This is a genomic window from Streptomyces sp. NPDC001219 (assembly GCF_053597915.1).
Genome location: NZ_JBSFJF010000026.1, coordinates 24739 through 49011, shown reverse-complemented (window position 1 = coordinate 49011; position 24273 = coordinate 24739). Strand labels below are relative to the sequence as shown.

Annotated in this window: 30 protein-coding genes; 19 read left to right on the top strand and 11 right to left on the bottom strand. The window is 72.6% G+C overall.

The window, feature by feature from the left end:
* Nucleotides 1-29 precede the first annotated feature (29 nt).
* Together ACWC9R_RS18970 and ACWC9R_RS18965 are read left to right on the top strand one after the other, a co-directional pair.
* Nucleotides 30-317, top strand: coding sequence for a DUF1416 domain-containing protein (locus ACWC9R_RS18970; RefSeq protein ID WP_030085405.1), 288 nt, complete (start codon nucleotides 30-32; stop codon nucleotides 315-317).
* 177 nt (nucleotides 318-494) lie between these two features.
* The gene (locus tag ACWC9R_RS18965; RefSeq protein WP_362613638.1) at nucleotides 495-782 is read left to right on the top strand and encodes a DUF3099 domain-containing protein; all 288 of its coding nucleotides are present in this window, start codon (nucleotides 495-497) and stop codon (nucleotides 780-782) included.
* A gap of 26 nt (nucleotides 783-808) precedes the next feature.
* On the opposite strand, the gene ACWC9R_RS18960 is transcribed toward ACWC9R_RS18965, so the two are convergent.
* On the bottom strand, nucleotides 809-1174 hold the full coding sequence (locus ACWC9R_RS18960) for a DsrE family protein (RefSeq protein ID WP_393907676.1): 366 nt from the start codon (nucleotides 1172-1174) through the stop codon (nucleotides 809-811).
* Nucleotides 1175-1458: 284 nt separating this feature from the next.
* On the opposite strand from ACWC9R_RS18960, the gene ACWC9R_RS18955 reads away from it, so the two are divergent.
* From ACWC9R_RS18955 to ygfZ, 6 genes are all read left to right on the top strand, one after another.
* Nucleotides 1459-2046 carry an FABP family protein gene (locus ACWC9R_RS18955; RefSeq protein ID WP_362613635.1) on the top strand — a complete coding sequence of 196 codons (588 nt, stop codon included), beginning with the start codon at nucleotides 1459-1461 and terminating at the stop codon, nucleotides 2044-2046.
* Between the two features lie 236 nt (nucleotides 2047-2282).
* Nucleotides 2283-3377, top strand: a complete 1095-nt coding sequence (locus ACWC9R_RS18950) for a FecCD family ABC transporter permease (protein WP_450732889.1) — start codon at nucleotides 2283-2285, stop codon at nucleotides 3375-3377.
* Nucleotides 3377-4153 (top strand): ABC transporter ATP-binding protein, encoded by a 777-nt coding sequence (locus tag ACWC9R_RS18945; protein WP_450732887.1) that lies wholly within the window; start codon nucleotides 3377-3379, stop codon nucleotides 4151-4153. Before ACWC9R_RS18950 ends, ACWC9R_RS18945 begins: the two co-directional genes overlap by 1 nt.
* Nucleotides 4154-4163: 10 nt before the next feature.
* Nucleotides 4164-5180: an ABC transporter substrate-binding protein gene (locus tag ACWC9R_RS18940; protein WP_450732885.1), complete on the top strand. Its 1017-nt coding sequence runs from the start codon at nucleotides 4164-4166 to the stop codon at nucleotides 5178-5180.
* A gap of 51 nt (nucleotides 5181-5231) precedes the next feature.
* Complete coding sequence (locus tag ACWC9R_RS18935) at nucleotides 5232-5669, top strand: Fur family transcriptional regulator (RefSeq protein WP_450732883.1); 438 nt, start codon at nucleotides 5232-5234, stop codon at nucleotides 5667-5669.
* A 31-nt stretch (nucleotides 5670-5700) separates the two neighbouring features.
* Entirely contained in the window at nucleotides 5701-6681 is a 981-nt protein-coding gene (ygfZ, locus tag ACWC9R_RS18930; RefSeq protein ID WP_450732882.1) for a CAF17-like 4Fe-4S cluster assembly/insertion protein YgfZ, read from the top strand.
* A gap of 90 nt (nucleotides 6682-6771) precedes the next feature.
* Here ygfZ and dtd read toward each other — a convergent pair whose 3' ends face one another.
* Nucleotides 6772-7197, bottom strand: a complete 426-nt coding sequence (gene dtd, locus ACWC9R_RS18925; RefSeq protein ID WP_450732880.1) for a D-aminoacyl-tRNA deacylase — start codon at nucleotides 7195-7197, stop codon at nucleotides 6772-6774.
* Between the two features lie 175 nt (nucleotides 7198-7372).
* On the opposite strand from dtd, the gene ACWC9R_RS18920 reads away from it, so the two are divergent.
* From ACWC9R_RS18920 to ACWC9R_RS18905, 4 genes are all read left to right on the top strand, one after another.
* On the top strand, nucleotides 7373-8113 hold the full coding sequence (locus tag ACWC9R_RS18920) for an RsiG family protein (RefSeq protein ID WP_450732878.1): 741 nt from the start codon (nucleotides 7373-7375) through the stop codon (nucleotides 8111-8113).
* A gap of 47 nt (nucleotides 8114-8160) precedes the next feature.
* Nucleotides 8161-9207, top strand: a complete 1047-nt coding sequence (locus ACWC9R_RS18915; RefSeq protein WP_450732876.1) for an asparaginase — start codon at nucleotides 8161-8163, stop codon at nucleotides 9205-9207.
* Nucleotides 9208-9982: 775 nt separating this feature from the next.
* Nucleotides 9983-10414, top strand: coding sequence for an ankyrin repeat domain-containing protein (locus tag ACWC9R_RS18910; RefSeq protein WP_450732874.1), 432 nt, complete (start codon nucleotides 9983-9985; stop codon nucleotides 10412-10414).
* A 161-nt stretch (nucleotides 10415-10575) separates the two neighbouring features.
* The gene (locus ACWC9R_RS18905) at nucleotides 10576-11142 is read left to right on the top strand and encodes an NADPH-dependent FMN reductase (protein ID WP_450732872.1); all 567 of its coding nucleotides are present in this window, start codon (nucleotides 10576-10578) and stop codon (nucleotides 11140-11142) included.
* Nucleotides 11143-11146: 4 nt separating this feature from the next.
* Here ACWC9R_RS18905 and ACWC9R_RS18900 read toward each other — a convergent pair whose 3' ends face one another.
* Nucleotides 11147-11746 carry a TetR/AcrR family transcriptional regulator gene (locus ACWC9R_RS18900; protein ID WP_450732871.1) on the bottom strand — a complete coding sequence of 200 codons (600 nt, stop codon included), beginning with the start codon at nucleotides 11744-11746 and terminating at the stop codon, nucleotides 11147-11149.
* Nucleotides 11747-11938: 192 nt separating this feature from the next.
* On the opposite strand from ACWC9R_RS18900, the gene ACWC9R_RS18895 reads away from it, so the two are divergent.
* Nucleotides 11939-12352, top strand: coding sequence for a VOC family protein (locus ACWC9R_RS18895; protein WP_450732869.1), 414 nt, complete (start codon nucleotides 11939-11941; stop codon nucleotides 12350-12352).
* A 259-nt stretch (nucleotides 12353-12611) separates the two neighbouring features.
* On the opposite strand, the gene ACWC9R_RS18890 is transcribed toward ACWC9R_RS18895, so the two are convergent.
* The 3 genes from ACWC9R_RS18890 to ACWC9R_RS18880 form a co-directional block, all read right to left on the bottom strand.
* Entirely contained in the window at nucleotides 12612-12908 is a 297-nt protein-coding gene (locus tag ACWC9R_RS18890) for a hypothetical protein (RefSeq protein ID WP_450732867.1), read from the bottom strand.
* 146 nt (nucleotides 12909-13054) lie between these two features.
* Nucleotides 13055-13885 carry a class I SAM-dependent methyltransferase gene (locus tag ACWC9R_RS18885; protein WP_450732866.1) on the bottom strand — a complete coding sequence of 277 codons (831 nt, stop codon included), beginning with the start codon at nucleotides 13883-13885 and terminating at the stop codon, nucleotides 13055-13057.
* Nucleotides 13886-14219: 334 nt separating this feature from the next.
* Entirely contained in the window at nucleotides 14220-14630 is a 411-nt protein-coding gene (locus ACWC9R_RS18880) for a VOC family protein (RefSeq protein ID WP_450732864.1), read from the bottom strand.
* A 224-nt stretch (nucleotides 14631-14854) separates the two neighbouring features.
* Between ACWC9R_RS18880 and ACWC9R_RS18875 the strand changes: the two genes are divergently transcribed.
* Together ACWC9R_RS18875 and ACWC9R_RS18870 are read left to right on the top strand one after the other, a co-directional pair.
* Nucleotides 14855-15445 carry a TetR/AcrR family transcriptional regulator gene (locus ACWC9R_RS18875; RefSeq protein ID WP_450732983.1) on the top strand — a complete coding sequence of 197 codons (591 nt, stop codon included), beginning with the start codon at nucleotides 14855-14857 and terminating at the stop codon, nucleotides 15443-15445.
* On the top strand, nucleotides 15445-15819 hold the full coding sequence (locus tag ACWC9R_RS18870; protein WP_450732862.1) for a VOC family protein: 375 nt from the start codon (nucleotides 15445-15447) through the stop codon (nucleotides 15817-15819). Before ACWC9R_RS18875 ends, ACWC9R_RS18870 begins: the two co-directional genes overlap by 1 nt.
* Before the next feature lie 109 nt (nucleotides 15820-15928).
* On the opposite strand, the gene ACWC9R_RS18865 is transcribed toward ACWC9R_RS18870, so the two are convergent.
* The 3 genes from ACWC9R_RS18865 to ACWC9R_RS18855 all read right to left on the bottom strand — a co-directional run bounded on the left by ACWC9R_RS18865 (nucleotide 15929) and on the right by ACWC9R_RS18855 (nucleotide 18026).
* Nucleotides 15929-16957 (bottom strand): aldo/keto reductase, encoded by a 1029-nt coding sequence (locus tag ACWC9R_RS18865; RefSeq protein ID WP_450732860.1) that lies wholly within the window; start codon nucleotides 16955-16957, stop codon nucleotides 15929-15931.
* Between the two features lie 326 nt (nucleotides 16958-17283).
* Entirely contained in the window at nucleotides 17284-17610 is a 327-nt protein-coding gene (locus ACWC9R_RS18860; protein ID WP_450732858.1) for a winged helix-turn-helix domain-containing protein, read from the bottom strand.
* Nucleotides 17607-18026: a hypothetical protein gene (locus ACWC9R_RS18855; protein WP_450732856.1), complete on the bottom strand. Its 420-nt coding sequence runs from the start codon at nucleotides 18024-18026 to the stop codon at nucleotides 17607-17609. The genes ACWC9R_RS18860 and ACWC9R_RS18855 overlap by 4 nt, the downstream gene beginning before the upstream one ends.
* A gap of 447 nt (nucleotides 18027-18473) precedes the next feature.
* On the opposite strand from ACWC9R_RS18855, the gene ACWC9R_RS18850 reads away from it, so the two are divergent.
* Both ACWC9R_RS18850 and ACWC9R_RS18845 read left to right on the top strand, forming a co-directional pair.
* Nucleotides 18474-19331 (top strand): putative protein N(5)-glutamine methyltransferase, encoded by an 858-nt coding sequence (locus ACWC9R_RS18850; RefSeq protein ID WP_450732854.1) that lies wholly within the window; start codon nucleotides 18474-18476, stop codon nucleotides 19329-19331.
* 90 nt (nucleotides 19332-19421) lie between these two features.
* Entirely contained in the window at nucleotides 19422-20399 is a 978-nt protein-coding gene (locus ACWC9R_RS18845; RefSeq protein ID WP_450732852.1) for a maleylpyruvate isomerase N-terminal domain-containing protein, read from the top strand.
* A gap of 98 nt (nucleotides 20400-20497) precedes the next feature.
* Here ACWC9R_RS18845 and rox read toward each other — a convergent pair whose 3' ends face one another.
* Together rox and ACWC9R_RS18835 are read right to left on the bottom strand one after the other, a co-directional pair.
* Nucleotides 20498-21922 carry a rifampin monooxygenase gene (gene rox / locus ACWC9R_RS18840; protein WP_450732981.1) on the bottom strand — a complete coding sequence of 475 codons (1425 nt, stop codon included), beginning with the start codon at nucleotides 21920-21922 and terminating at the stop codon, nucleotides 20498-20500.
* Nucleotides 21923-22151: 229 nt separating this feature from the next.
* Entirely contained in the window at nucleotides 22152-23006 is an 855-nt protein-coding gene (locus ACWC9R_RS18835) for a GNAT family N-acetyltransferase (protein WP_450732850.1), read from the bottom strand.
* A gap of 132 nt (nucleotides 23007-23138) precedes the next feature.
* On the opposite strand from ACWC9R_RS18835, the gene ACWC9R_RS18830 reads away from it, so the two are divergent.
* Both ACWC9R_RS18830 and ACWC9R_RS18825 read left to right on the top strand, forming a co-directional pair.
* Nucleotides 23139-23585 (top strand): helix-turn-helix domain-containing protein, encoded by a 447-nt coding sequence (locus ACWC9R_RS18830; protein WP_362611269.1) that lies wholly within the window; start codon nucleotides 23139-23141, stop codon nucleotides 23583-23585.
* A gap of 33 nt (nucleotides 23586-23618) precedes the next feature.
* Nucleotides 23619-24266, top strand: coding sequence for a hypothetical protein (locus tag ACWC9R_RS18825; RefSeq protein ID WP_450732848.1), 648 nt, complete (start codon nucleotides 23619-23621; stop codon nucleotides 24264-24266).
* The last annotated feature ends 7 nt before the right edge of the window (nucleotides 24267-24273 follow it).

Sequence of the window (24273 nt, the reverse complement as noted above, 5' to 3'; positions counted from 1 at the left end):
CTCCCCCGACCCCTCAAGGAAGTACCCCCATGTGTGGAGCACAGGCAGGCGGCCCGGACGCCTCGACCATCAAGCCCGGTGAGACCACGATCCAGGGCAGCGTGACCCGCGACGGCGAGCCCGTCACCGGTTACGTCCGACTCCTGGACAGCACCGGCGAGTTCACCGCCGAGGTTCCCACCTCCGCGACCGGACAGTTCCGCTTCTACGCGGCCGAGGGCACCTGGACGCTGCGCGCCCTCGTCCCGGGCGGCACCGCCGACCGCACCGTCGTCGCCCAGCAGGGCGGCCTGGCGGAGGTTGCCATCGCCGTCTGACGGCGGCAGGAGTGGCGGCGCTCCCGGGGCACCCGGACCGCCGCCGCCCCTCCTACGGCCGGAGGGCCGCACCCCAGGGGTTTGGACGCCTTGGCTGGGGTGCGGCCCTCCGTGCCGTGCGCGGCCGGGGCCGCTCCCCGGCTTCTGTCCCGCCCCGCGCGGACTTACCGTGGAGACATGGACGCGCACCGCCGTTCGCCCGCACAGCGCCGTCATCGCCGGTACTTCGTGCTGATGGGTGTGTGCCTGCTGCTGTTCGTCCTGGCCTGGGGCGTGGTGCGGCTGTGGTCGGTCCCGGTCGCGGTGGGCATGTGCGTCGTCGCCATGGTCATCCCGCCGGTCGCGGCCGTCATCGGCAACCGCCGCGAGCCCGGTGAGCGCTGGTGGGACGAGTCCGGCGACCCGGAGTCCGACCGCTGGTGGCGGGAGCTGGACGACCGGGGCGACGACAGACACCCGCAGTAGGCCGGGCGGGCCCCCGCCGGGAGCGCTCAGTACACCAGCGCCTGGACGTCGTCCGGCATGATCTCACTGACGAACACCTGGGCACCGGCGATCCCGGCCCCCTCGATCAGGTCCTTCTGCTCGATGTCCCGCCGCGCCGCGCACTGGGTGCAGACCGTGATCGCCCCACCGCCCGCGCGGATTCCGTCGATGAGTTCCGGCAGCGGCGCCGCGTGCGGCAGCTCGAAGTCCGCCGCCCGTCCCGGCAGCGCGAACCACACGGACTCCCCGGTCAGCCACAGGGACACCTCGACGCCGCTGGCCACCGCCACCGCCGCCACCGTGAACGCCTGCGAGCACCGCTCGGGCGCGTCCGCGCCCGCCGTCACCTTGATCACGAGCTTCTTCGCCATGAGGCCAGAGTAGGCGCGGCGGACCTCACAGCGCCGCAGTCACCGCCGCCGACTAGACTCGCAGGCGGTCCGTTACACCCTCATCCGTACAAGGGGCGCGCTCGTGCTTGAGGCATTCTTCACCACCCTGCTGGTTCTGGTCGGCATCGGCGTCATCGCGTTCGCCGGTCTGACCTGGAAGAAGCTGTACCAGGGCCAGCGCTGAGCCCCTCGCCCACCACCCGTCGCAGGAGCGCCGCCCGCGCCCCTGTCGGTCCCCCTCTCTATAGATCGTCTGAGCTCTCATGATCGAGATCCCGTCCGACCTGAACCCGGCCCTGGTGCCGCTCGCCTTCCTCCTCGGCAACTGGGAGGGCGCCGGCGTCGCCGACTTCCCCGGCACCGAGAAGTGCAACTTCGGGCAGGAGGTCAGCTTCACCCACGACGGCCGTGACTTCCTCGAGTACACCTCGCACAGCTGGGTGCTCGACGCCGAAGGCAAGAAGGTCCGCCCGCTGGAGACCGAGACCGGCTTCTGGCGCATCGACGCGGACCGCAAGGTCGAGATCGTGATGTGCCGCGACCAGGGCGTGGTGGAGGTCTGGTACGGCGAGCTGGCCGACCAGAAGCCGCAGATCGACCTGGCCACCGACGCCATCGCGCGCACCGGCGCCTCCGGCCCGTACAGCGGCGGCAAGCGGCTCTACGGATACGTCAACAGCGACCTGATGTGGGTCGGCGAGAAGTCCACCCCGGACGTCCCGCTGCGGCCGTACATGTCCGCGCACCTGAAGAAGGTCGCCGACCTCAAGGAGTGGGCGGAGAGCCTGCCCGAGGACATGCCCGACGGCGTCTCCTTCTTCCGTCCGGACGGCACGCCCTACAACCCGTGACCACACCGGGGAGAGTCCCGCTCTCCCCACCAGCGCCCCGCGGGGGAAGCCGGTCGAAGTCCGGCGCTGACCCGCAACGGTAGGCGGAAGGTCCCTTCCGCGAGCCCGATCGCCCGCGGCGCGCGCAGCTTCCCGCTCAACTCGCCGTGGACTGCGAGGGGACGCAGCCCGGCCCTCGCGGACCCGGGCCGCCCCTTGGTACGTACGGACGCGGCCCGACCCCGAGGCGGCCGACCGTGGCGACCACCCGCGCGCACCCGACGACCGACGGGACCGGCGCGCCGCCGGGCCGCGGACGGCTGCCCGTACCGCCCCTGCTCGCCGTGCTCACGGCCGTCCTGCTCGGCTCGCTGCTGTGCGGGACCGGGCTCGGCGCCGCCGGGCTGAGCTGGGCCGAGGTGCTGCGCTCTCTGGGTGCCGGGCTGACCGGCGGCACCCTCTCGTCCGACGAGGTCGCCGCCTACACCATCGTGTGGGAGCTGCGTTTCCCGCGGGCCCTGCTGGCGGCCGTGGTCGGCGCCGGGCTCGCCGCCCTCGGCGTGGCCGTCCAGGCCCTGGTCCGCAACGCCCTCGCCGACCCGTTCGTGCTCGGCATCTCCTCCGGGGCCGCCGTCGGCGCCAACGCCGTCCTCCTCTTCGGGGCGCTCGGCGCGCTCGGCGTCTGGGCGCTGTCGGCGGCGGCGTTCGTCTCCGCGCTGCTCGCCATGGCCCTGGTGTACGCCGCCGCGCGCACCGCCCACGGGCTCACCCCGCTGCGTCTGGTGCTGACCGGCAGCGCGATGTACTACGGCTTCTCCGCCCTCACCACCCTGATGGTGTTCACCGCCGACCGCGGCGAGGCGGCCCGCTCGGCGATGATGTGGCTGCTCGGGAGCCTGAGCGGGGCCGGCTGGGGCTCGGTGCCGATCGCCGCGGCCGCGGTGGCCGCCGGGCTGGCCCATCTGCTGCTCTCCGCGGGCCGGCTCAACGCGCTGGCCATGGGCGACGAGACCGCCGCCGCCCTCGGGGTGGACGTCCGCCGGCTGCGCCACGAGCTGTTCGTCGTCGCGGCCGCCGGCACCGGCGCGGTGGTCGCGGTCAGCGGCGCGATCGGTTTCGTCGGGCTGATGGTGCCGCATGTGACCCGGATGCTGGTCGGCGCCGACCACCGCCGGGTGCTGGCCGTCGCCCCGCTGCTCGGCGCGGTGCTGCTGGTGTGGGTGGACCTGCTCTCCCGGGTGCTGCTGGCGCCCGTCGAACTGCCGGTCGGCGTGCTCACCGCCGTCATCGGCGTGCCCTGCTTCGTCCTGCTGATGCGGCGGCGCGGCTACACCTTCGGAGGCGGCGCCTGATGCGGCTGGACGTCACGGACCTGTCCGTGGAGGTGGCCGGGCAGCGGCTGGTCCACGACATCACGCTGCGGGCCGGCAGCGGCCGGGTGGCCGGCCTGGTCGGCCCCAACGGCAGCGGCAAGTCGACCCTGCTGCGCTGCGTCTACCGCGCGCTGCACCCGGCCGCCGGGACCGTACGGCTGGACGGCGCGGAGCTGCACGCCATGGACGCGCGCACCGGCGCCCGGCTGCTGGCCGCGCTGCCCCAGGAGGCGAGCACCGAGTTCGACTTCACCGTGGCCGAGGTCGTCGCAATGGGGCGGCTGCCGCACCAGCGCGGCTCGGGCCGGGCGAGCGCGGCGGACGACGGGCACTGCGCGCGGGCGCTGGCCCGGGTCGGCGCCGGCCACCTGGCCGGGCGCGGCTTCCTCAGCCTGTCCGGCGGCGAGAAACAGCGGGTGCTGATCGCCCGCGCGCTGGCCCAGGACCCGCGGGTGCTGGTCCTCGACGAGCCGACCAACCACCTGGACATCGCCCAGCAGTTGGCGGTGCTGACGCTGGTGCGGGAGTGCGGGCTGACGGTGCTGACCGCGCTGCACGACCTCAATCTGGCCGCCCTGCACTGCGACGAGCTGTACGTCCTCGCCCACGGCCGGATCGCCGCCGCGGGCCCGCCGCACGACGTGCTCACCCCGGAGCTGCTCGCCGAGGTCTTCGGCGTCCGCGCCCACCGCGTACGGCATCCCGAAACGGGCGCCGTCCAGCTGCTGTTCGACCGCCTCCCCGCCGACTCCTGAGGACCCGCCCATGCGCCGCACCGCCGCCCCGCTCACCGCCCTCGCCCTCGCGCTCGCCCTGACCGGCTGCGGCGCGACGGTGTCCGACGACGGCCGGAAGGCCGCCAAGGGCTCCGGCCGCTCCCCCGTCACCGTCGAGAACTGCGGGGTCCGCACCACCTACGACAAGCCGCCCGCCCGCGTGGTCACCAACGACGTCGGCATCACCGAGATCATGTTCGCGCTCGGCCTGGAGGACCGGATGGCCGGCTATGTCATGCCCGACGACAAGGGCGACCTCGGCGACGTCCCCTGGAAGGACGCGTACGGCAAGGTCCCCTGGCTCGCCAAGAAGTCGCTGACCAGGGAGATCGCCCTCGACGCCCGGGCCGACCTGGTCTTCGCGGGCTGGAACTACGGCTTCGGTGAGGACACCGGTCTCACCCCCGCCTCCCTCAAGAAGCTCGGCATCGGCAGCTATGTGCTGACCGAGTCCTGCCACAACGGCCGGGACGGCGCCCGCGGGGTGATGCCGCCCCTGGACGCGCTCTACACCGACCTGACGACGCTCGGGAAGATCTTCGGCGTCGAGGACCGCGCCGCCGCCCTGGTGAGGAAGTACCGGAAGCAGGTGGCCGACGCCGCCGCCAAGGCCCCCGCACCCGCCGACAGGCCCTCCGTCTTCCTCTACGACGACGGCCGCGACAAGCCGTTCACCTCCGGCAGGTACGCCGGACCGCACGACATCATCACCAAGGCCGGCGGCGACCACGTGATGAGGGACCTCAAGGACTCCTGGACGACCGTCGGCTGGGAGACCGTCGTGGCCCGCGACCCCGACGTGATCGTCATCAACGACTACGGCGACACCTCCGCCGCGCAGAAGAAGAAGTTCCTGATGTCGTACGCCCCGCTCGCCCATGTCTCTGCGGTCAGGCACCACCGGATCTACGTCATGGACTACGCCGAACTCGTCGAGAGCCCCCGCAACCCCGGCGCCGTCAGCGACCTGGCCCGCTACCTGCGCGGGGTGCGGGCGGGCGGCTGATCCGGCGCCGTACGGACACCACCCGGGCGCCCGCCCTTCTACACTGGCGATGTGGTGACCACCGACTGGCAGAGCGACCTCCGCAGGCGCGGATACCGCCTGACCCCGCAGCGTCAGCTCGTGCTGGAGGCTGTGGACAGCCTTGAGCACGCCACCCCGGACGACATCCTCACCGAGGTGCGCAAGACGGCGGGCGGGGTGAACATCTCCACGGTCTACCGGACCCTGGAGCTCCTGGAGGAGCTGGGCCTGGTCAGCCATGCCCACCTCGGACACGGCGCCCCGACCTACCACCTCGCCGACCGCCACCACCACATGCACCTGGTCTGCCGGGACTGCACGGACGTCATCGAGGCGGATCTGTCGGTGGCCGAGCCGTTCACGGCGATGCTGCGCGAACAGTTCGGCTTCGAGACCGACATGAAGCACTTCGCGATCTTCGGGCGCTGTGCGGCCTGCCGTGCCAAGGCAACCGAGGGCGAGGGCTGAGGCGGTCGCCCCCGGGTCGTAGGCTGGGCCCATGCCGCGACCTTCACTCGCCAGCCCCCTGCTCTCGCTGCCCGGCGCAGTCCCCGCCGAGGCCCCCGACGAAGGCGTCGCCGCGCACTACGGCGACCTCTTCCGGGAGCAGCGCGCCCTCGCCGACGGCTCCGGCTTCGTCGACCTCTCCCACCGTGGCGTGGTCACCGTCACCGGCCCCGAACGGCTGAGCTGGCTGCATCTGCTGCTCACCCAGCACCTCAGCGACCTGCCGCCCGGCCAGGCCACCGAGGCGCTGATCCTGTCCGCGCACGGCCACGTCGAGCACGCGGTCTCCCTCGTCGACGACGGCGAGACGACCTGGATGCACACCGAGCCCGGTAACCAGGAGGCGCTGATCGCCTACCTGGAGAGCATGAAGTTCTTCTACCGGGTCGAGGTCACCGACCGCACCGACGAGATCGCCGTGGTCCACCTGCCGGCCGGCTCCATCGCCGAGGTGCCCGACAAGGCCGTGGTGCGCGAGACCGCGCACGGCCGCGAACTGTTCCTGCCGCGCGCCGGTCTGGAGTCCTTCGCCGCCTCCCACGGCCCCGCGATCGGTGTGCTGGCGCTGGAGGCGCTGCGCGTCGAGGCCCACCGTCCCCGGCTGGGCCTGGAGACCGACCACCGCACCATCCCGCACGAGCTGGGCTGGATCGGCACCGCCGTCCACCTCCAGAAGGGCTGCTACCGCGGCCAGGAGACCGTCGCCCGGGTCCACAACCTGGGCAAGCCGCCGCGCCGGCTGGTCTTCCTGCACCTGGACGGCAGCGAGGTCCAGCTGCCGCCGCACGGCACCCCCGTCCGGCTCGCCGCGGACGGCGAGGAGGGCCGGCAGCTCGGCTTCCTCACCACCTCGGCCCGCCACCACGAGCTCGGCCCGATCGCGCTCGCCCTGGTCAAGCGGAACGTGCCGGTGGACGCGCCGCTGCTGGCGGGCACCACGGCCGCCGCGCAGGAGGTCGTGGTCGAGCCGTAGTCGTGGTCGAGCCGTAGGGGCCCGCGGCTCCGGCGCGGGCCCCTGGTGCGCGGGGCGGGGCCTGGTCCGGCCCTGGCCGCCGGGCCGGTCTCAGACCTCGACCAGCACCGTGAACGGCCCGTCGTTCGTCAGCGACACCCTCATGGACGCACCGAAGCGGCCGGTCTCCACCTGGGCGCCCAGCGCCCGCAGCTGCGCGACGACCTCGTCGACCAGCGGCTCGGCGACCGGCCCCGGTGCGGCGGCGTTCCAGGTGGGGCGGCGGCCCTTGCGGGCGTCACCGTAGAGAGTGAACTGGCTGATCACGAGCAGCGGCGCCCCGGTGTCCGAGCAGGACTTCTCCCCCTCCAGAATCCGCACCGACCACAGCTTGCGGGCGAGCTGCGCCGCCTTCTCCGGGGTGTCCTCGTGCGTGACCCCCACCAGCACGCACAGTCCCTCACCGACGATCTCCCCGACCGTCTCGCCCGCCACCTCGACGCGGGCACCGTCCACCCTTTGCACCACAGCTCGCATACCCGCCATCATGCCGGGCGGCCAGCCGCCTTCGGACAGCCGTACCCCCACGGGGGCCGTTCGGGTGCCATGGCCCTGCAGAAGGACCGCCCAGAGTGGCACGATGCGTGCACGTGGTGCGTTTCATGGACAACATGCCCAGGACGCGGCACCGGACGAGGGGACGGAACGATTCATGAACACTCTCGGCGCCGGACAGACACCCGGTCCCGTACCAACCGCCCGTACGACACCGACCGGACGGACGACATCGACCACCCCCGCACCCGACCCCGCACCTCCGGCGCCCGCCACCCCACCACCGCCCAGCGCCCTGACGACCACCACAGTGACGGCTCGCGTCGAGCCCCCCGGCACCGAGGACGGCCCCATGCTCCAGGCAGGCCAGGCGCAGCACCCCCGCCCCCCGCAGCAGCGCGACCACTGCCTGCCGGCCACCATCCCCGACCTGTCCGGCCTGGGGCTGCCCGAGCTGCGGGTGCTCCGGCGTGACTCCCAGCAGGAAGAGGCCGATCTCAGCTATCTGCGGCGGCTGTTGCAGGGCCGGATCGACATCCTGCGGGCCGAGATCGGCCGCCGGTCCGCCGAGCAGTCACCGCTGCTGGACCGGCTCCCGGAGATCCTGACGGACCTGCCGTCCCGCCACCGCTCCTCCGCCCGGCACGTGACGCTCGGTACGCCGCACAGCGAGGAGTACCGCCGGCTCGCCGACGAGATGCTCGGCGAGGTGGAGCTGTCCGACCTCACCGCGCGCACGGACCAGGAGCTGCACGACGGGATGGGCCGGCTGGTCCGCTACGAACAGCAGGTGTCCCGGCGCCGTCAGTCGCTGCAGCGCACGACCGACGAGTGCAGCGCCGAAATCGCCCGCAGGTACCGTGAAGGCGAAGCGCAAGTAGACGACCTGCTGTCCTGACCGGGCCACAAGCCTCCGGGGCACGGGCCACTCCCGGAAGGCCGACGATGACCTCGCCCACCCCGATATCCGAGCCGAGCCCGGAATCCGCGCCGTCCCCGGATTCCCCGACGGCTGCGCTTTCCCCCGTGTCTCCCGCGTCTCCCGCTTCCGCGGTCTCCCCCGTCCTCGCCGAGGTCGTCCGCTCCGGCTTCGTCGAGGGCCGGCACCGCGGCTCCCTCGTGGTGCTCGCCGCCGACGGCAGCGTGGACTGGACGCTCGGCGAGGTCACCGCCCCCGTCTTCCCCCGCTCCACGAACAAGCCGATGCAGGCCGCGGCGGTGCTGCGGGCGGGCCTGGACCTCTCCGGCGAGCGGCTGGCGCTGGCCGCCGCGAGCCACTCCGGCGAGCCGTTCCACCTCGACCTCGTACGGACCATGCTGGCCGAGCACGGCCTGACCGCCGACCAGCTCCAGACGCCCGCCGACCTGCCGCTGGACCCCGAGGAGGCGGAGACCTACCTCGCCTCGGGCCACGTCCGCGACCGCCTCACCATGAACTGCTCGGGCAAGCACGCCGCGATGCTGGCCGCCTCGGCGCGGAACGGCTGGCCGCTCGACACGTACCTCTCCGAGGCCCATCCACTCCAGCAGCTGGTGGCCGACGGCGTGCGCTCCGCGAGTGGCGAGGACGTCGCCCATGTCGGCACGGACGGTTGCGGGGCGCCCCTGCTGTCGCTGTCGCTGACCGGTCTGGCCCGCGCCTTCCGGCACTTCGTCCTGGCCGAGCCCGGCAGCCCCGAGCGACGGGTCGCCGATGCGATGCGGGCCCACCCGGAGTACGTCGCCGGTACCCGCCGCCCCGACACCTGGCTGATGCGGGCCCTCCCCGGCACCCTCTCCAAGATGGGCGCCGAGGCCGTCCAGGCCGTGGCCCTCCCCGACGGCCGTGCCCTCGCCTTCAAGATCGACGACGGCGCCACCCGCACCCTCGGTCCCGTCCTCGCCCGTACCCTCCACCTCATGGGCCTCGACGACCCCATCCTCACCCGCCTCGCGGACGCACCGCTCCTGGGCGGCGGGGCGCGGGTGGGGGAGATTCGGGCGGCGTTCTGAGCGATTGGGCTTGTGGGCGTTTCGTTCGGCTGCGGGTGCGGTTGGGGCTGGGCGCGCAGTTCCCCGCGCCCCTTTGGGGCGCGATCTGGTCGCTGCCTCGGGGTTTGGTGCGGGCCCTGCGGGGCTTGCGCCGTACGGGGCTTGTGGTTGCCGCGGGGGTCGGAGGGGACGCACCGGGGCCCTCCCCCAGCCTTCGGCCGGGAGGTGCCCCCATCGGCGCGGGCGACGCGGGTACGAGCGATTGAGTGCCCCGGTGTTCGCTCCGGTCCTGCGGGCGGGCCCCGGTACATCCCCTCCGACCGTCCCCCGTTGCCGGCTGCCGGACGGTGACACCGCGCGTCACAGCCCCACACGCGCCCGCGCCCAATCCTGGGGTGGGCCGAACCAGCTGCCTGCCAAGGGGATGCCGTACGGGTCTGCCGTAACGGTGATCCGTACGGCGGGACAGCCGCCCACGGACGGCGGTCGGAGGGGATGCCCGGTGAGCCGCCCGCAGGACCCGGAGCGAACAACGGGGTTCCGAACCTCAGGGACCAGGGCCGCCCGCGCCGAGGACGGGTTACCGGGCGTCCCCTCCGACCCACCACCCACCCCCCCCCCGTAGGCGCACGACGCCCACCCACCGGCAACCCGCACAGCGACCGACAAACCCCACCCACCCCGACGCCCAGCCCACGGCAACTGTCGCGCCCGCTGCCGCAACCGCGATGGCCTGCATAAAGTGGCGATGACAGGGCACGCACGCATCACCCACGACAGCAGGAGGCCGGCGACCATGAGCGACGCGAATTCCGAGCCGCAGGGGCCCGAGGCGATCGAGCACGCACACGACCCCGAGGTGTTGCAGCTCGCGGCCAAGGTGTTCGATCTCGCGCGGCACGGCGACACCGACACCGTCGCCGCCTACGTGGACGCGGGCGTCCCGGCCAACCTGACGAACGACAAGGGCGACTCGCTCGTGATGCTGGCGGCGTACCACGGCCACCCCGCCACCGTGGAGGCCCTGTTGCAGCGCGGCGCCGACGCCGACCGCCCCAACGACCGCGGCCAGACCCCGCTCGCCGGCGCGGTGTTCAAGGCCGAGGACGAGGTCGTCAAGGTCCTGGTGGCCCACGGCGCGGACCCGACGGCCGGTACCCCGTCGGCGATCGACACGGCCCGGATGTTCGAGAAGGCGGAGCTGCTGAAGCTGTTCGGGGCGGAGTGACCCGGCAGACGGCCCGGTAGGTGAGGCGCAGACCCACCGCCCATGGGGCGAGGCACCGGCACACGGCCCACCAGGCTTGACCTCAAGCGAACATGAGGTCCTAGCGTCGGCCCCCGAACGGCACCCCGCCGTTCACCGCCTCGCTCCATGAAGGGCCCCGCATGTCCGAGCACCCGTACCGTCTCGCCGTGATCGTCAGCAGCACCCGGGAGGGCCGGTTCGCGCCCGTCATCGCGAACTGGTTCACCCGGCAGACCGAGGGCCACCCGCACATCGACGTCGACGTCATCGACCTGGACGCCGTCCGCCCCTACGAACTCCGCTACGGCAGCGAGGAGTTCGAGACCTACGCCAAGCGCGTCGACGAGGCGGACGCGTTCGCCGTGATCACCCCGGAGTACAACCACTCCTTCCCGGCCCCGCTCAAGCACGCCATCGACCTGCTGCACCGCCAGTGGCAGGCCAAGCCGGTCGGCTTCGTGTCGTACGGCGGGATCTCCGGCGGCCTCCGCGCCGTCGAGCAACTGCGGCTGGTCTTCGCCGAGTTGCACGCCACGACGGTGCGCGAAACGGTGAGCTTCCCGCTCGCCGGCAACCTCTTCGACGACACGGGCCGACTGCACGACCCGGCCCCCGCCGCACAGGCGGCCGACGCCCTGCTCCACCAGCTCACCTGGTGGGCGGTAACCCTCCGCGAGGCCCGCGCGACCCGCCCGTACGGCGTCTAGCCCCCTAGGACACCCGCTCCTTCTCTTCTTCCGGACCGATCGCACGGTCGACGAGTGCCGAGATCAGCCCCTCTGCCTCCTCGTCCGGCACAACCACCCCGGGCAGCGTCAGCTGCTCCAGCGTCAGCCCCGTCATGGCGAGGTAGATCAGCATCACGCCGGTACGGTCACCCGGCAGCCCGCCCTCCAGGTGGCAGCGGATGTCGTCATGGAGCGTCGCCCGGATGACCCGGGCCAGCTCCGCCCGCAGTTCGGGCCGCCGGGTCGCCTCCAGGCGCAGCTCCAGCATCGCCAGATAGCCGGTGCGGTTCTCGGCCACCCGGCGGTTGATCCACCGCATCAGCTCGGCGACCAGTTCCCGGCTCGGCGGCACGGCCATCACCGCGGTGACCTCGCCCGGGTCCGGCGCGATGCGCTCGTGTATCCGCGCGGTGGCCTGGGCCAGCAGATCGTCCCGGTCGGCGAAGCAGCGGGAGGCGGTGCCGTCCGGCACACCCGCGACCGCCTCGACGGCCCGGAACGTCAGCCCGCGCGCACCGTCCCGCGCCAGCACCTCGATCGCGGCATCCACCAGCACGACCCGCCTCTCGGGGTCACGCACCATGTCGTCCACCTCGCTCCACCTCGCTCTATCCCGCTCCATCTCGCGGATCTCCTCTCTCCTGCTCCGGATTCCCGGGCTTGCTCCGGCACCCTCGAAAAACTCCTCCCGAAATTCCCAGCAACCACTACACACGAAGTACTACAGTTGGAGTTGTTGCGCGCGGGCCGTCCGTCGCCAACGGAGAGGATCACCATGCGCATCGCCAAACTCGGCACCGCCCTGCTCACCGACGACGTCGCCGCCAGCACCCGCTTCTACACCGACCACTTCGGCTTCCGCCCCCTGGCGGAACTGGGCTGGTACACCTCCCTCCAGCACCCCCAACACACGGACTACACCCTGGACTTCGTTCAGCGGGGCCACGAGGCCATGCCCGCGGGCTTCCGCACCCAGGAGACCGGCGGCGCCCTGCTCGGCTTCCTCGTGACGGACGCCGCAGCCGAGGAGGCCACCCTGCGCGCCAAGGGCGTCCCCCTCGCCGAACCCTTGCGGGACGAGCCGTGGGGCCAGCGCCGCTTCAACGTCTGGGCCCCCGAGGGCACCCTGATCGAGGTACTCCAGAACATCGCCCCCGACCCGGAGTGGATGGCCGCCCAGGGCCTGTGAACACCCACGCGCCACACGCCCCTTACGGGCCCGCTCGACGCAGCCGAGCACCTGGTCAGCGAGGGGCGCGCACCCAGTTGCCGACTTTGACGGCGACGGCGACGGCGACGGCGACGGCGACGGTAGGCCGTCGGCCGTCGGCTTTCGCGCCTGTGGTCGGCAGTCGACTTCGGTGGCTGCAGTCGGTTGTCAGCCTCGGTGACTCCCCCAGCCGTCGGCCTCGGCGACTGCCCCCAGGTCTCGGCCTCGGCGACCGCACTCAGTTGGCGGCTCCGGCAGCCCGAGCATCCCCGGCGGACCGCGTATCTCCGGCGCCCCCGGCCACTTCGGCACCCCCGGCCGCCCCGGCGGATTCCGCCGCACGCTCCGCGCGAGCGGCGGTCAGGGCCCGCTCGAAGTCGTGCTGCGTGGCGTCGCACCACTGCATGAGGTCCCGCAGCACCTCCCGCAGATTCCCGCCCGGGCTCCGCCGCCAGCCCGCTTCGGACAGCCCGTACACCCGCAGCATCTCCTCCGCCCGCGCCACCCGCTCCTCGTCGCTCGCCATCGACGCCATACCGCCCCGCCTCACCGCTCGTCAGCTCTTCGCCGCTTTGTCGGCCCCGCCCGTTGAACCAGGCCCGGCCCAGGCCCCGTTCATGCGTCGCGGGCCGTTCCAATGCAAGCGCATCAGAACGGGCCCGGGCAACCCGAATTCGCCCCTCAGGAGCCCTGCCGCACCGCCGTCACGACATGCACGTTCATCCCGCACGGAATGCTCCCGTCCGGCAGCGCCATCCCCGCCAACTCCGCTTCGAAGCGGGCCCGCAGATCCGCCCTGACCACGGCGTCGAGCGGCCCGACGTCGTAGTACGTGCCCGCCGTCTGCCAGACCCTTTCCGGCGGGCAGGTCAGGTCGATCCGTACGGTCTCCCACTCCGCCGGGCCGAATCCGGCCGGGCCGAAGACCGCGTCGAAGCCCTCGCGGGTCCGCAGCCGACGGTCCCCGAGCGGCGGAATCCGTTGCGCCTCGGGCGCCGCCTCGAACAGCGGGCGCGCCAGTTGCAGAAACCGCTCGACCGCCCCGCCACCCGCCGCACCGGCCCCCAGCACGGCGGCCAGCGTGCCCCCCGGCTCCAGCACCCGCGCCAACTCCGTCGCGACCCGTTCCGCCTCGCTCATCAGCATCAGCGCCATATGGGATACGCAGCCGTCGAACCGGGCGTTGGTGAAGGGAAGTTGCTGCGCCCGGCCGGCCAGGAGCGCTGCCCGGCCCACGCCCGGACGACGACGGGCCAACGCCAACTCCTCGACGGAAAGGTCGACTCCGGCGAGCACCGAGGGCGCGCCCGCTGCCCGCCCGGCGAGAAGTTCCAGCAACAACCCGTCGCCGCAGCCGAGGTCCAACACCCGGTCGCACGCCGACACCCGGTCCCGCAGCAGCTCGTAACTGGAACGGCCGTCGGCGGCCCGCCCGTGAGCCATCGCCCGTGCGGTCACCGAGGGGTGGGCGGCATGAAAGGTCCGCAGAAAGTCTTCCTGAACCGTCGTCATGCGCCGATCGTAGGAGCCGCGGACAAGGAGGTGCCGGCAGATCGCGTGAGCCCACCCACGCCCGCCGACTCCACCCGGTCCGCCGACTCCACCCGGTCCGCCGAGTCCGCCAGTCCCAGCCAGGGCGTGGCGCGAAGCGTTGCAGCGATCCCGCCCACCGCGCGATCCGACTCCGCCGAGTGTCCGCCCGGCCCGTTCGAGCCCGCCACCCGCTCGCCGACGCAACTCCTTGTCTCAACCTGCCGACTCGGCCAGCCGGCTCAACCCACCGCCGCAAGCACCCGTCGCCTCAACCCACCTCAGCCCGCCGCCCAGAAAGCGCCCGTCCGTCGCCTCAGCCCGCCGAGGGTCGCTCCTGGAGCGCCCAGCCGTTGCCGTCGGGGTCGGTGAAGTAGACGAACGAGTTCCATGCCCCGCCGGGGCCGTCGGCCATCGTGCCGTCCTCGACGTGCTGCACGGGGCCGGCCGGCACTCCCCGTTCGACCAGTTGCGCGCGGGCCGCGGCGATGTCGGAGACCACCAGTTGAAGCCCCTGCAGCGAGCCGGGCGGTACCTCCGTGACGCCGCTGCCCGCGCCGATGACGATCGAGCAGCCCGACCCCGGCGGCGTCAGCTGCACGATGCGCGCCTCGTCGCCGATGCACATGTCGTGATCGACGGCGAAGCCCACCTGCTCGCTGTAGAAGCGCTTCGCCCGTTCCACATCGGTGACCGGAACCGGCACCAGTTCGAGCTTCCAGTCCATGGCGCGCCGTCCTTCCGTACGGGCGACGGCCCGGGAACAGCGGCCGTCGGGACCGGCCTCGTCGCACTGCAAGAAGCCTGTCGCGCTGAAAGAAGTCTAAGGAGCGGGGCGGAAAGTCGCGCCCCCATAGTGCGGAGTGAGTACTCACTCCGCACTATGGGGGCATGACACCACCCACCTCCCGCAAGCGCGCCCCCGGCATGAGCGTCGAGGAGCGGCGGGCCATGATCGTGGCTGCCGCGCTGCCACTCGTGGCGGAGTACGGCGCGGCCGTCACCACCAGCCGGATCGCCCGGGCCGCCGGTATCGGGGAAGCCACGATCTTCCGGGCCTTCAAGGACAAGGACGAGGTGCTGGACGCCTGCGTCGCCGAGGCGGTCGGCACCGACCATGTGCTGCGCGAACTCGCCTCGGTCTCGCTGGACGAACCGCTCGCCGACCGACTGGCCCAGGCCGCCGAGGCACTGCGCGCCCATATGGAACGTATGGGCACCGTCGTCCGCGCCCTCCACGCCTCGGGGCACCGCCGGGCACGCGGCCCCGGCGCCGGGCCGGACGCCACCCCGGACGGTGAGGCGCCTCCGCCGGACAGCCGGGCGCAGTCCCTCGTCGCCCTGCGCAACGCCGTCGTCGAGCTGCTCGAACCCGACCGGGCCGCCTTCCGCCTGAGCCCCGAGAAGGTCGCCGCCGCCTTTCTGGGCCTGCTCTTCACCCAGCTCCAGACCCCGATGCCGGACGCCGACGCACCGCTCACACCCGACGAACTCATCGCCGTACTGCTGCACGGCACCCTCAACGCCCCAGGGAGCGCCTGATGGCCGTGACCCTCAACCACACCATCGTCCCCGCCACCGATCACCGCGTGGCCGCCCGCTTCTTCGCCTCGGTCATGGGCCTGCCGGAACTCCCGCCCGCCGGCCGCCGGGGGCACTTCCTGCCGGTCCGGGTGAACGAGACCCTCACCCTCGACTTCATGACCGCACCGGACACCGAGGGCCATCACCTCGCCTTCGACGTCGACCCCGAGACGTTCGACGGCATCCTCGCCCGCCTCCAGGCCGCCGGCATCCCGTACGGCAACGACCCCGCCGCCCCGGACAACGGCCGCACCGACCACCCCCTGTGCGCCCGCGGCCTCTTCTTCAGCGACGACTCCCACAACCTGTACGAGGTCATGCCCCCGGAGTGAGGACGGCTCCGGGGTCTGGCTCCGGCTTCCGGCTCCGGGATCTGGCTCCTGGCCCGCTTCCCCCCTTCCTCCCCCTCGTTGCCCGTCACCCGTCGACGTCCGCGCCCCGTCACCCCTCGACGAACGTCATGTTGGCCGCGTCGTAGCGCGTTCCGGCTATGCGGGCCACGGGGGCGGCGGCGTCGATCGCGGTGAGTTCCTCGGGGGTCAGGTCGATGGCGAGGGCGCCGAGGTTCTCCTCCAGGTACTTCTGGCGCCGGGTGCCGGGGATCGGTACGACATCGGCGCCACGGTGCTGCACCCAGGCCAGGGCGAGCTGTCCGGCGCTGACGCCCTTCTCGGCGGCGAGTTCGTCGAGCTTCTCCACGATGGCCAGGTTCTGCTCCAGGTTGCCGTCGGCGAAGCGTGGCTGGCTGCGGCGTACGTCGGACTCCGGCAGGCCCTTCACCGAGGTGTAGCGCCCGGTCAGGAATCCGCGCCCGAGCGGGGAGAACGGCACCAGGCCGATGCCGAGTTCACGGCACACCGGTGCGATCTCGTCCTCCAGGTCGCGGGTCCACAGCGACCACTCGCTCTGCAGCGCGGCGATCGGATGCACCGCGTGCGCCCGGCGGAGGGTCGCCGCACTCGCCTCGGACAGGCCGAGGTGGCGCACCTTGCCGGCCGCGACAAGCTCGGCCATCGCGCCGACGGTCTCCTCGATCGGCACCTCGGGGTCGACGCGGTGCTGGTAGTAGAGGTCGATGTGATCGACGCCGAGCCGGCGCAGCGAGGCCTCGCAGGCCTCGCGTACATAGGCGGCGTCGCCCCGGATCGCGGTCGGCTCGCCGAGTCGGTTGGCGAATCCGAACTTCGTCGCCAGCACCACCTCGTCCCGCCGGCCGGAGATGGCCCGGCCGATCAGCTCCTCGTTGTGTCCCGCGCCGTAGAAGTCGGAGGTGTCCAGGAGGCTGACGCCGAGGTCGAGCGCATGGTTGATGGTCGCGGCCGACTGCGCGTCGTCGGACGCGCCGTAGCCGTGGCTCATACCCATGCAGCCGAGGCCCTGCGCGGAAACCTCCAGGTCACCGAGGCGACGCGTCGGGATCTCGGCCGGGACCCGCGCCCGGGCGTTCGTCGGGTTGCTCGTCGTGGTCATGGCTGCTGCTACCTCTCGGACGTACGGCGGATGGATCTGGGCCCCGGAAGCTGAGCCCAGCGCTCTGGTCCCGGCCGCGAACCGCTGAGCCCTGAACTGCCCCGAGTCGGGTATCCACAGGTCGGCCGGTCGCGGAACCCTGTCCCGGACGGTATGAGTTGGAGCGCTCTCCAAGTCAACAAGCCATCCGTGGGAGTGGGTTGGGGCGGCGGGATCGACGTATTCCGCGTGGCGTGCTCGCCCCGGCGCACCCGACCTCAGTAGCCGCACCCGCCGTCCCCTGCCGTCGACTGCCGTCAGCCGCAGCCAGTCGCCGTCGACCGCCGTCAGCGGCCGTCAGCCGCCTCCCCCGCTATGGCCCGTAGCGCCTGGCAGTGTGCGGCGAAGGCGGTGCGGCCGCCGGGCGTCAGGGCGAGCCAGGTCCGTGGGCGCTTGCCGACGTATCCCTTGGTGACGGCGACATAGCCGGCCTTCTCCAGGGTGGTGACCTGCCGGGACAGGACCGAGTCGCTCACCTCGACGGTGTCGCGGACGAAGGCGAACTCGGCCTTGTCGGCGGCTGCCAGGGTCGCCACGATGGAGAAGCGGACCGGGGCGTGGATCACCTCGTCCAGCTCATGACGCGGATGTGCCCCGTGACGCGGTTCGGTCACCGTCGCGCCTCCACATAGCCGCCTATCAGCCCGGGAAGGGCCACCACCACTGCGCCGGGCACCCACCACGACACGGCACCCTCGAACCAGAAGACGCCGGGCAGCAGCACCGCGAGGTAGAGCACCGCCCATGCCGTGATCAGACCGGCGTGCCACCGCCCGAATCCGCGCCGGGAGACGCGCTGCCGGGAAGCGTAGACCGACAGTGCCACGACGACGGCGACCCAGGCGCCGGTGCCGATCGCCACCCCGTGAGGCCGGCCCAGCAGGCCGATGCACAGCACCATGACCGCGGCCGCGCACCCGAAGATCACCTGATACCAGACGTACCACTTCGTGCCGTTCCGCACTGTCGAGCCCAGCTCCTTCACCCGGGCCAGTGCGGCCGCCGCGTCCCGTGAGGCGTACTCCGTCATGCCAGTCCCCCCTGACTGATGCCCCGTCAGCGCCGGTTCCTCCGGCGCCGCCGTTCCCCTTCGGGAGTCGTGGAGTCGCGCCCCGCGCCGCCCGACTCGCGTCTACCGGTCTGCGCGTCGCGCTCGGGTGTTTCCGAGCTACCCCCGACTTCCTTCATTCAGCGTGCCAAGTACTTTCCAATCTGACAAGTACTTTCCAGCCATTGAGAATTGATGGGGAGTCGTCCGCCGTCCGCGCCACGTCCGCCTGTGCGTCGAGGTCCAGGTCAGGTAGTGTGGCGCCCCCAGAAGTGGACGGACCGAGGAGGTGAGACCGATTCCCCGCCAGACCAGGCAGGTGCTCCCGGCTCACGCCCGTGCGGTCCGCCCGATGCAGGTGACCGTCCGGCACAGGTGACCCGGGAAGCGCGCTCGGCGCCCCGAAAGGCTCACATGTCGTCATCTCCGATGCGGTCCCACCCATCGCCTCTCTCCTCACCCCTCGCGGCGCCCCTCGCCGCACCGCACTCCCGCTCCACCGTCATCTCCACGCTGCGCGCCGCCGGCTGTGTCTTCGCCGAGGACGAGGCGGAGCTGCTCCTCTCCACCGCACGCACGGCGGACGAACTCGCCGCCATGGTGGAGCGGCGCGTCATCGGTCTTCCCCTGGAACAGGTCGTCGGCTGGGCCGAGTTCTGCGGACTGCGGGTCACCGTCGATCCCGGCGTCTTCGTGCCGCGCCGCCGTACCGAGTTCCTCGTCGGCCAGGCCGTCGGCCTCGGACGCCGGGCCGCCGACCGCACCGGGCGGGCCCCGGTCGTCGTCGACCTGTGCTGCGGATCGGGCGCGGTGGGCGCCGTACTGGCCGCCGCCCTGGACCCGGTCGAGCTGTACGCGGCGGACATCGAGCCCGCCGCGGTGCGCTGCGCCCGCCGCAATGTCACTCCCGCCGGGGGTGAGGTCCACGAGGGCGACCTGTTCGACGCGCTGCCCACCGGGCTCCGGGGACGTATCGACGTCCTGGTGGCCAACGTTCCCTACGTACCGAGCGAAGAGGTCGGGCTGCTGCCGCCCGAGGCCCGTGAGTACGAACCGCTGGTGGCGCTGGACGGCGGTGCGGACGGGCTCGACGTGCTGCGACGGGTGACCGCGGACGCGCCGCGATGGCTGGCGCCAGGAGGCCAGCTGCTCGTCGAGACGAGCGAGCGGCAGGCACAGCGGGCGGTCGAAGCCTTCGCCCGCGAGGGGCTGCTCCCCAGGGTGGCCGAGTCCGAGGAGCTGTACGCCACGGTCATCATCGGGGCCCGGCCCGCAGACGGGCGGTGAGCAGGGCGGCGGCGCGGTAGGCGCGTGCCGAGCCCCGCCGGGCCGGGAAATGCGCTGGGTCCCGGCCGGGCGGCGCTCTACCGTGGCGGCATGCCTTCGCTGAGCTATGCCCGTCACTGTGCCGAAATCATCGCTCAGACCGACCTGTTGAGGACCCGCGTCGTGGGCGCCGACCTGACGACGCCCGTGCCCACCTGCCCCGGCTGGAACCTCGGCCAGCTGATGTGGCATCTGGGCGGGGCGCATCGCTGGGCGGAGACGATCGTACGGACCCGGGCGGCGGGGCCGGTCTCCGAGGAACTCGTCAACGAGGTCTCCGGCGCCGCGGGCCAGGACCTCGCCGCGCTCGACGCCTGGCTCGCCGAAGGCGCCGGGCAGCTGGCGGACACGCTGCGGGCGGCGGGCCCCGACGCGCGGGTGTGGACCGTGGCTCCCGGTGGGACGCCGGCGTTCTGGGCCCGCCGTATGGTGCACGAGACGGTCATCCACCGCGCCGACGCGCTGTTCACGGTGGATGCTGCCGTATTGCGCGGTGCGCGCACCGCCTCCGACGCGCCTGGCGCCGCCGGACCGACTCCCGCCACCGGCGCTCCCACCGTGAGCGGCGGCCACGCTCCGGGCTTCGCCGTCGACCGGGACGTCGCCGTGGACGCCCTCGACGAGTGGATGGACTTCGCCTGCCTGCCGCAGGTCTTCGCGACCACACCGGGGCTGCGCGGGGTGATGTCCGGCGGTCGCACCCTCCACTTCCACGCCACCGACGCCGCCCCGGAGACCGCCGCGGACTGGCTGATCGACCTCGGCGACGACACCCTCACCTGGAGCCGCACGCCCGCCCCGGCCACGGTCGCGGTACGCGCCCCGCTGGCCGAACTCCTGCTGCTCCTCTACGGCCGCCGCTCCACGCACGACGCCGGAACGGGCAGCGGGAACGGCCGGGACGGCGTCAGCGGCAACGGCAGCGGCAGCGGCAGCGGCGGCAGCAGGCGCAACGCCATCGAGATCACCGGTGAGGTGCCGCTGCTCGACGCCTGGCTCGACGGCGTCAGCTTCTGGCTCAAGGAGTGAGCGCCCGTGGGGAGCGTCCCTGGTGAGCGCCCCACCCCGGCGCCCATGCCACCTCCCCGGCGCGCCCCTCTCGCCCGGCCCCTCGCCCGCCCCCTACTTCAGCCGGCCGCCGCCCCGAACCACTTCCGCAGCGGGCCGAGCAGATCCTCCTGCTCCTCACCGGCCCACGCCACATGGCCGTCCGGGCGCAACAGGACCGCGGGCACGTCCAGTTCCCCGCTCCCGTCGACGATGTGGTCGATCCGGTCCTCCCAGCCCGCCACCGAGAGCAGCCCGGTGCGGTCGAGCAGCAGGCCGCGGCCGCCGTGCATCAGCTCGTAGAGGCGCCCCCGCTTCAGCTGCACGTCCCGCAGCCGGCGGCCGAGCAGGTCATGGCCTTCGCCGAGGTCGTAGCGGACCCCGACCGCGGTGATCATCTCGGTCACGTACCGGTTCACCTCCTCGAAGTCCATCAGCCTCGTGAGCAGCCCCCGCAGTGCCGTCGGCCCCGGCTCGGACCCCAGCAGCGTGATCTGCGCCCGGGTGTTCTCCAGTACGCGGGCGCCCACCGGGTGCCGTTCGGTCTGGTAGCTGTCCAGCAGCCCGTCCGGCGCCCAGCCGTTGACCTCCGCGGCCAGTTTCCAGCCGAGGTTGAACGCGTCCTGGATGCCGAGGTTGAGTCCCTGCCCGCCCGTAGGCGGGTGGATGTGCGCCGCGTCGCCGGCCAGCAGGACCCGGCCGACCCGGTAGCGCTCGGCCTGCCGGGTGGCGTCACCGAACCGGGAGAGCCAGCGCGGCGAGTGCACACCGAAGTCGGTGCCCGCGTAGGCCCGCAGCTGCTGCCTGAACTCGTCGAGGGTCGGGGCCGCACGGTCCTCGGACACCCTCGCGGCGGGCACGATGACGCGGCTCACGCCGTTTTTCACGGGGGCGACACCGAACCGCAGCTGGGTCTTGCGGACCTCCTCGACGACGGCGGCGACGGTCTCCGGGTCCTCGGCCACCTCCATCTCGCCCAGCAGCGTCTCGACCGTGGCGGGTTCACCGGGGAAGGCGACGCCGAGCCGCTTGCGCACCGTGCTGCGGCCGCCGTCGCAGCCGACCAGGTAGCGCGCACGCAAGCGCGTGCCGTCCGTGGTCTCGACGGTCACCCCGTCCTCGTCCTGGCTGAGTCCGGCCACCTCGCAGCCGCGCCGGATCTCGGCACCGAGTTCGAGGGCACGCTCGTTGAGGAGCCGCTCGGTGACCGGCTGCGGGGTGGCGAGACCGTACGGGTGCGCCGTGTCCAGCCGCTCCGGCCACGGCTTCATGATGCCCCCGAAGAGACCACCGACCTGGAACTTCTCGCTGACCGCGAGGAACCGGTCCAGCAGGCCGCGCTGGTCCATCATCTCGACGCTGCGTGCGTGCAGGCCCTGCCCGCGGGACTCCCCGGTCGGCTCGGTGAGCTTCTCCAGCACGACCACCTGGACTCCGGCCAGCCGCAGTTCGGCGGCGAGCATCAAGCCGGTCGGTCCCCCGCCGACGACGATCACATCGATCATCACAACCCCCATTTCCGCAGGTCCTTGCTTCGGCGGGCGATTCTGCGGCATGCAGGGGGCCTTGCCGCAAGGCCCCCTGTGAGCTATACCTTGAGAGTGGCAAGGAGTCGGTGACCTCCTTGCCTTTGTTTTTTGAGGCCGTCCGCTGTGGACGGACGGCCCTCTCCTCCCGAAGCGGCGGCGCGCGGTGGGCCTTGTGGGGCCACGGAAGCGGGCGACGCCCCCGCCCTCAGAAGTCGTACACGGCGAAGTCGGTGACGGGGACGTATCCGAGGCGCCGGTAGAGGGCGTTGCTGGTGGCGTTGGCGGGGTCGGCGAACAGCACGACGTCCTTGGCGCCCGCGGCCAGCGCGGCCCGGCTCACCTCGACCGTCACGGCGCCCGCGTAGCCGCGCCCCCGGAGGCGCGCCGGGGTGTAGACGGGGTCCACCCGGACCATGCCGGCGATCATCGAGGTCACGGCCGCCATGGAGACGGGAGTGCCGTCCGGGGTCTCCCAGAACGTGAAGTGCTTGTCGGCGAAGCGGGAGCCGGCCCAGGAGCCGGCGTCCACGGCGGGGACCTCTCCGACGGTGTCGGTGAACTCGCCGCACCAGCGCACGACGTGCTCGTGGTCCGGCCCGCCCGCGACGCGGCCCCGGCCCTCCGGGGCCGGCTCCTGCGGGGTGAGCGTGCCGAGGCGGTACAGACGAATCCGCTTGCTGAGCGCCGGCTCCGCCCCGGTGTGGCGCCGCCAGGCCTCGGCGAAGGCCGTGGCGGTGTCGTGGTCCGCGCTGACGTAGGGGAGGACGTGTCCGAGGGCGGCCAGGTGGGCGGCGAGGGTGTCGGCGTGCTCGGGGGTGAGCGCGGTGACGCTCAGGCCGCGGGACGGGAGGTGGTGGAAGGTGGCGTGGACCGTGCCCGCCCGCTCCAGCCGGCCGAGGACGGTGGCTCCGGGGCCGTACGCTTCCGCCCCGTCTGTGCGCAGCTTCTCGAGCACCGTCAGCGGCATGGTGTGCAGGGCGGGGCGCGAGCGCAGGAAGTCTCCGGCGCGGGCGAGGAAGTCGTCGGGGTCTTCGGTGAGGTACCAGTCGTCCGGGCGCATGCTTCAGGGTTCCCCGCGCCAGGGGTGAGCCCGGTGCTTTTCCGCCAGGGTGAGCGGCCTCGCCCCACCCGGCCGGAGCACTATTGCTAGCGCTTGCTTGCAATAGTTAGCACTCCGAGGCACCATCGGGGCATGGCATCACTCAACGTCGGCAATCTCGGCGAGTTCCTGCGGGAGCAGCGGCGCACCGCGCAGCTGAGCCTCCGGCAGCTCGCGGATGCCGCCGGGGTGTCCAACCCGTACCTCAGCCAGATCGAGCGCGGCTTGCGCAAGCCGAGCGCGGAGATCCTGCAGCAGCTCGCCAAGGCGCTGCGGATATCCGCGGAGACGCTGTATGTCCAGGCCGGGATTCTGGACGAGCGGCAGGGTCTGGACGGGGTCGAGGTGCAGACCGCGATACTCACCGACCCGGCGCTGAACGAGCGGCAGAAGCAGGTCCTGCTGCAGATCTACGAGTCCTTCCGCAAGGAGAACGGGCTCGGGAACGGCGGCAAGGACGCCGCTGCGAGCGGACATGAGGACGGGCGCGGCACGGACTCCCTAGAGACAGAGGCCGACGGCGGCCCGCACGCCACCTGAGCAACCGATTTCGTTTCCAGGAGGAACAACGTCATGGCCATCAACACCGATGACCTCCGCAAGGCCCTGACCGACGCGACCCCGCTGTACGCCCTGGCCGGCACCGTCGACCTGGCTGCCGAGAAGCTCGGCGAGGTCCCGCAGTTCGTCGAGAAGATCCGGAGCGAGGCGCCCAAGCGCTTCGACTCCGTCCGCAGCACCGACCCCAAGGACGTGCAGGCCCTGGTCAGCAAGCAGGCCAAGGACGCGCAGGAGAAGCTCTCCGAGCTGCTGGGGTCGCTGGACGGCGACATCAAGAAGGTCCGTGACCAGGCCCAGGAGCTGGCGCTGCAGGGCGTGGGCCGGGCCGCCGAGGCCGTCGTCCGGGCCCGTGAGGGCTACGAGGAGCTGGCCGAGCGCGGCCGGGGCGCCGTGGCGACCTGGCGTGGCGAGGCCGCCGACCAGGTCGAGGACCTCGCGGTGGCGATCGAGCCGGAGCCGGTGCGGAAGCCCGCCCAGAAGCCGGCACAGAAGCCGGCCGCCAAGAGCGGCGCGAAGACCCAGGCCGCCAACGGGACCAAGGCGGAGACCAAGGCCACCCCGTCGACGCAGCCCAAGCCGGCCGCGCCGAAGAAGCCGGTGGCGCAGCGCAAGCCGGCGCCGGCCCCGGCGAAGAAGAGCACCCCGCCGTCCGCCAAGTGACCGCGGA